Annotated in this window: 10 protein-coding genes; 7 read left to right on the forward strand and 3 right to left on the reverse strand. The window is 42.0% G+C overall.

From position 1 onward, the window contains the following. Positions 1–579: 579 nt before the first annotated feature. On the forward strand, positions 580–1539 hold the full coding sequence (locus O9290_RS23770; protein ID WP_288056504.1) for a DUF1214 domain-containing protein: 960 nt from the start codon (positions 580–582) through the stop codon (positions 1537–1539). Between the two features lie 613 nt (positions 1540–2152). On the opposite strand, the gene O9290_RS23775 is transcribed toward O9290_RS23770, so the two are convergent. Together O9290_RS23775 and O9290_RS23780 are read right to left on the reverse strand one after the other, a co-directional pair. Next, positions 2153–2443, reverse strand: coding sequence for a type II toxin-antitoxin system RelE/ParE family toxin (locus tag O9290_RS23775; protein WP_002744303.1), 291 nt, complete (start codon positions 2441–2443; stop codon positions 2153–2155). Beyond that, complete coding sequence (locus O9290_RS23780; protein ID WP_002762197.1) at positions 2440–2628, reverse strand: hypothetical protein; 189 nt, start codon at positions 2626–2628, stop codon at positions 2440–2442. Before O9290_RS23780 ends, O9290_RS23775 begins: the two co-directional genes overlap by 4 nt. A 281-nt stretch (positions 2629–2909) precedes the next feature. On the opposite strand from O9290_RS23780, the gene O9290_RS23785 reads away from it, so the two are divergent. Genes O9290_RS23785 through O9290_RS23795 form a run of 3 tightly spaced genes read left to right on the forward strand, consistent with a single transcriptional unit; the run spans position 2910 to position 3610 of the window. Beyond that, positions 2910–3158, forward strand: coding sequence for a DUF433 domain-containing protein (locus O9290_RS23785; RefSeq protein ID WP_002762195.1), 249 nt, complete (start codon positions 2910–2912; stop codon positions 3156–3158). A 45-nt stretch (positions 3159–3203) separates the two neighbouring features. Further along, a complete protein-coding gene (locus tag O9290_RS23790; RefSeq protein ID WP_002734968.1) occupies positions 3204–3428 on the forward strand; it encodes a type II toxin-antitoxin system HicB family antitoxin in 225 nt (74 codons plus the stop codon). Continuing rightward, positions 3425–3610, forward strand: coding sequence for a type II toxin-antitoxin system HicA family toxin (locus tag O9290_RS23795; protein WP_002762193.1), 186 nt, complete (start codon positions 3425–3427; stop codon positions 3608–3610). The genes O9290_RS23790 and O9290_RS23795 overlap by 4 nt, the downstream gene beginning before the upstream one ends. A 319-nt stretch (positions 3611–3929) precedes the next feature. Here the strand turns inward: O9290_RS23795 and O9290_RS23800 are convergent, their stop codons facing one another. Beyond that, on the reverse strand, positions 3930–4541 hold the full coding sequence (locus tag O9290_RS23800) for a DUF3782 domain-containing protein (RefSeq protein WP_288056501.1): 612 nt from the start codon (positions 4539–4541) through the stop codon (positions 3930–3932). A 168-nt stretch (positions 4542–4709) separates the two neighbouring features. Between O9290_RS23800 and O9290_RS23805 the strand changes: the two genes are divergently transcribed. The 3 genes from O9290_RS23805 to O9290_RS23815 are packed head-to-tail and all read left to right on the forward strand — an operon-like array spanning position 4710 to position 5372. Beyond that, positions 4710–4841, forward strand: a complete 132-nt coding sequence (locus tag O9290_RS23805; RefSeq protein ID WP_287732650.1) for a hypothetical protein — start codon at positions 4710–4712, stop codon at positions 4839–4841. Between the two features lie 55 nt (positions 4842–4896). Next, positions 4897–5148, forward strand: coding sequence for a type II toxin-antitoxin system HicA family toxin (locus O9290_RS23810; RefSeq protein WP_002762191.1), 252 nt, complete (start codon positions 4897–4899; stop codon positions 5146–5148). After that, positions 5148–5372 carry a hypothetical protein gene (locus O9290_RS23815; RefSeq protein ID WP_002762190.1) on the forward strand — a complete coding sequence of 75 codons (225 nt, stop codon included), beginning with the start codon at positions 5148–5150 and terminating at the stop codon, positions 5370–5372. Before O9290_RS23810 ends, O9290_RS23815 begins: the two co-directional genes overlap by 1 nt. Positions 5373–5686: the final 314 nt, after the last annotated feature.

The raw sequence follows: 5686 nt of genomic DNA on the forward strand, positions 1-5686 counted from the left end.
TAGACCTCGACCTAATATTATCTCAAGACCAAAAGTCTTTCTAGTTAAGGAATCTACCCGAATAAAAATTATTTTAATTGCCTCATATTTCCTCAGTGAAATTGAATTAGCAACGATAGATATACATTTCAGCTATCGAACTATCTAATTAGTACACAGACTAAAAGCAAGCTGTGACTGAGCTATAATTTTTGGAGATGTCTAGTAGAATCAGGGTAGCTACGTTGACCTTAAAGGTGGGTGAAACGGACAGTGACACCTGTGTTAAAAGGCGGCTGACCGAACGGTTCAACAAAGCTCACCGTCCAACGGTGGTCTTCGGTGCGGTAGCACTCCAGACCCAGCCCCCACAAGCAAAGACTTTAAGCGAGTGAAGCGAACAACAGACCAAAAAAGTAGCCCCAATGGTGATAAAATCGGCGGGAGTAGCGGCAATTGGCATCGCCAGGGGAGTAGGAGTCTTGTCCTAGTTCATACACAGTGGTTTTCCATGAGTGCCTTCCCGAAGAATCACCGCGCTTCTAGGCCGGTGAGTGTCAAGAAACGAACTGGTTCAGAATACTCAATTAGGAGACAATCATGGCAGAAAATAACAATGTCCTGGTCACACCAGAGACCTATATCCGTGCCGAATGCGATCGGCAGTTTGGCACCATCGTTAAAACGGCGGAAGGCCTGAATCGCTTCTACCACTTACGCAGCATCACGCCGCTGGACGGGCAAAGCATCATCCGGATGAACAGGGACACTCTCTACTCCCAGAGCGTTGTCGATACGTCTAAAGGTGCCACCATCACCGTCCCTGAATTGCCTCCAGATCGCTACGTATCGGTTGAACTCGTGGATAACGACCACTATTGCCCTTGCGTGATCTACGAAGCCGGAACGTATGAATTGCCCAATGACACCAAATACTTGGGTCTCTTCGTCCGCATCCAAGTGTTCAATCCCATAGACGTGGATGAATTGGATCTGGTCCACAAGTTGCAGGATCAGTTCAGCATCAATGCCAACAGTGCCGATCCACTGCCCGAGTTCAAGTGGGACAGCGAATCGCTGCAAGCCCTAACTTTGCAGTATCAAAAGGATTCAGCCCAATACAGCAGTGTGAAGGGGATGATGGGACCGCGTGGCCAGGTCAACGAGGATACCCGTCACATCGTGGTAGCCACTGGGTGGGGGCTTTTACCTGAATGGGATGCAATCTATCTAAACTACGATGGGGATCATGATTACAATATTTGTCACAAAGCGACCTATGATGTTCCAGATAATGAGGCGTTCTGGTCCATCACCGTATATGGCAGTGACGGCTACATGCAAAGCGACAACAACATCGTCAATTCCTCCAATGTAATGCCAAAGCCAAACCCCGACGGCACCTTCACCGTGTATTTCGGATCGCAAGAGAACTGTGGCGATGTTCCCAATCGGGTAGATGTAACCGAGGGCTGGAATTTCGCTATGCGGATTTATCGTCCCGGTGAGTCTGTCTTGAATGGAACATACAAACTACCTGACGCTGTACCCGTCCAGTGATTCATTTGGTGAAGTTTGTACTGGTTTACACCTAAACGCTATCTATAGGGGCAATTCATCAATTGCCCCTACTACAAAAAAAGCAAAAGTGTAGTGGATTGTTTCAGCTAAAATAGGGCAATAGATTTCGGCTTAAAGTCTTAGATTATAGAACTTATAGCATTTTTCTAATACACCAAATTAGCTGAAACAATCCAGTAGGGTGCGTGTTTGCGGTTACTAATTCGGATAATAAAATAAAACCAACAATCCGCCGTAACGCACCAATTCTATTACTATTAATTAAACATAATAAATTACATTTAATTTACCTGTGTATCATCCCCTGTAGAATTAAGTAGGGAGACACAATTATTTGTAGGATGGGTTCGCAGTAGCGTAACATGAGCTTTCTTGCAGTCTCAACCAAAGATTTAAGATCAATCGAGAAATATCGCCCGCTGCGGGTTGTGACAATTAGTCAAGATGAACTGATGAGCCACCTCAATAATTTCTGGACTATTGGCCTCCCACTCCTCCCAGAGGGATAGCTAACCCGTTGGAGCTTTCTTGCGCTTTTTGGTAATCTTCACTGCTGCCATTAATTTACTCCCCCAATGGTCTTGGATTATCGTTAATCTTGTGGATTTTCAATGTTTCGGGCAGCATGAAGTACCGCAATAACATCGATTTGCTCAGGCTTGATATAATAAATTATGCGATAAGAACCCTCGATAACTTCTCGGATCTGCTCAGTTTCAAACTCCGGAACAAGACGACCCGAAAAGGGAAAATTAGCAATCTGTTCTGAGCGTCTGGTCAATCTTTCCACCAGTCTTTGAGCATATTGAGGGGAGTTTTGTGATATGTAGTTGTAGATGGATGATAAATGATTAACGGCGGTTTCTGTCCAGAAAACTTTCATGGCTCTAGCTTGAACTTAGTGCGTACTTCTGCCACAGAAATAACCTTTTCCGCCTCACTATCGGCTAATCCTGCTTCAATTGCCTGTCTCACATAAATCTCATACATCAAATCATCCCATGTAGAATTATCCGGCAATTTATCGATTAAATTTCTGGCTTTTTGTTTAATGTTTTTTATTTCCATGATGGTTTCCAAAATGACTCCTGACAGTTTACATTATAGCAAGATAGGCTCCTAGAGATGGTGTATTCTAAAACCACCGCTAACGCTCAGAATATCCAAAAAGGCTTTTCCCTCTCGATGTCCTCAACGAAACCTCAACCCGTGATTGGTGTTATTTGGTGGATAAATGCTGTATATTTACTCTCGTCGCCGCTTAATTCACACGCAGCAGCGCAGAAACTTGCTCAACATTCATTGCTGTATGTAACAATACAGGAGGAGTTTATCTCAGGAGTTCCACGGTGATTAGAGAGCTAGACCGTATTACTGTTAATCCACAAATATGTCTTGGACAGCCAACGATTCGAGGAATGCGTATCACTGTAGGATTTGTTTTGAAACTGTTGGCTAGTCAGTTATCTATTCAGGAAATCTTAGAGGCTTATCCAGAGTTGGAGGAGGAAGATATTCGTCAGGCTCTTAATTATGCAGCTTGGGCTGTATCCGATTATATCGTTAGCTTCACTTCAGCAGCCGTAACGCACCGCTAACTTTAATGATGGTGGGTGATATAATTTAAAATTCTGAGGTAAATCATGCAACTAAAACTAACAAAAATATTCCAGAAAGTTCCCGAAGGCTATATTGGTTTTGTCGAAGAATTGCCAGGAGCTAATACTCAAGGAGAGACTCTAGAAGAAACTAGAAGCAATTTAGAAGAAGCAATTGAGCTAGTTTTAGAAGCTAATCGTATATTAGCTGAAGAGCAACTGCAAGGACAAGAAGTGATTCGAGAGTCTGTTACTTTCTGGGCTGCATGAAACGCATAAACTTAATTCGTCATTTAGAAAATTATGGCTGTGAATTCTTAAGAGAGGGCGGCAATCATACGATTTATGTAAATCGTGTCAATCAGAAATCTTCAGCCATTCCGCGCCATCGTGAAATCAATGAATTCTTGACGCGAAAAATTTGTCGAGATTTACAAATACCAGAACCATGAGTGCGACTCCTGTTAAGCTGCTGTAGAGTGTAGGGTGCGTGTTTGCGGCTACTAATTTGGATAATAAAATAAAACTAACAATCCGCCGTAACGCACCAATTCTATTACTACTAATTAAACATAATCAATTACATTTAATTTACCTGTGTATCATCCCCTGTAAAATTTCTGGCAATTTATCGATTCAATTTCTGGCTTTTTGTTTAATGTTTTTTATTTCCATGATGGTTTCCAAAATGACTCCTGACAGTTTACATTATCAACTATTCATTATTAATTAAAAGGGCGATCGCAAAATTACGCCTTCTTAAAAAAGAGATTAAACACCTTCAGCAAAACCCAAAGGTTGAAACTGAGCATCATTGATAATTTTAACCGTTTCCCCCGATTGCTTAATCACAAACAAACCGCGCCGATAGGCATAGACATCTATCCCCTGATCAATTTCAATGCCTGCCACTGCCCCATAAACCCGAAACTCTCGAAATTGGGGGAAAGCAACCTTAAATCGCTGTAATCGGCTGACAAAATCATCTACATCATCCCTCGACAGTCGAGATTTACATTCCACAGCCACCAACTCGCTCCCATTCACCGCCACAATATCAATCTCCATTGCCGCCCCAGAACGCTTACTTTTCAAGCGACTCATCGTTTGGGTGACATCAATGCCCCGTTCCTGAAATAAACGCACAACCGCAGGCTCTACCATTTCTTCAACGAATCTGCCCCAGCGCGTTGTGAGGTTATTAACGGCTTTGGTCGTTTCTTGTACCTGTTTTTTTAATTCTTCCATCGTGCGATTAGCTTCCTCTCTGCGGCGATCAGCTTCGGCACTGCGGCGATCAGCTTCCTTTTGAAACTCGGCAAATTGGGCCTCAGTTCTTTCAAATAACTTGTAAATATCGGCGATCGTTACAGCGTCTGACATAGGAAGATTCTTCAAGCTTGAGGAGTCTAGTCCCATTCTAGCGACTTGGCCCAGAAAAAATGTCCCTAGCTTCTCATCCGTGTTTTTTCAATCAATTATTGACTATCAACTAATCAGCGATCGCAGTTCAAGGGGAAGGGGTCAAAGGTCAAAAGGCGATCGCGGTCAATGGATAATAGGCAATTGACAATGGATAATTATCAACTATTCATTATCAACTATCAATTAAAAATGCGATCGCAGTTTGAATTTTGGGGGAAAGGGATTAAGGGCGATCGCGGTTTTAGCTCCTGGGATTGAGTCGAACACTTATACCATCAAGGTATTGGGTTAGCAATCAAGCTATAATTAGCCAATGAACAAAAAACAGCGAAAAACCTATGACGCTATTTTTGCCGATCCCATCCGCCGTAACATCGTTTGGGATGATATCCTTAACTTAATTCAGTCGTTAGGAGGTAATATTACTCAAGGCGATGGCTCAAGAGTGCGATTTGACCTTAACAAAATTTCCCTTAACATTCATTCCCCTCACCCCCAAAAAGAACTCAAAAGATACCAAATTAAAGCTCTTCGTGAATTTTTAATTAAAGCAGGAGTAAATTAATGCAATACAAAGGCTATGAAGCTGTGATTGAATACGATGAAAACGATCGCTTATTTTTTGGTCGTGTCATCAACATAGAAGATATTATCGTTTTTGATGGTCTTTCCGTTGATGAACTAGAACAAGCTTTTAAAACCGTCATTGAACAATACTTAACGGATTGTCAAACCCTGAATAAAAACCCTAATCAACCGACTTATTCCTTATCTTCCCATGAGCGGTGAATAGATAGCTTTATGAGAAAATAGAAAGGTAGAAGGTAGGTTGGGTTGACGACTGTTACCCAACACCCCATCCGATAACCGGGCAAAATCATTGATAATTATTTGATAATAGGACATTAGTTGGGTTTCTACACTCGTCTTTAATGATGGTGGGTTATATAATTTAAAATTCTGGCTCTTCGGTTTGTGTTATGCAATGGACGGGGGTTATAAGGGATGGAACCCTTATATAGAAAGGCATTTAGCGATTTTTGTCAATTGTTTTTTATCTAGAGCGAACTAATCAATTAAGTCTCTTGCCAGATAAGGATTTA

The sequence above is a fragment of the Microcystis sp. LE19-41.2A genome, assembly GCF_027530405.1.
Lineage (GTDB): Bacteria > Cyanobacteriota > Cyanobacteriia > Cyanobacteriales > Microcystaceae > Microcystis > Microcystis aeruginosa.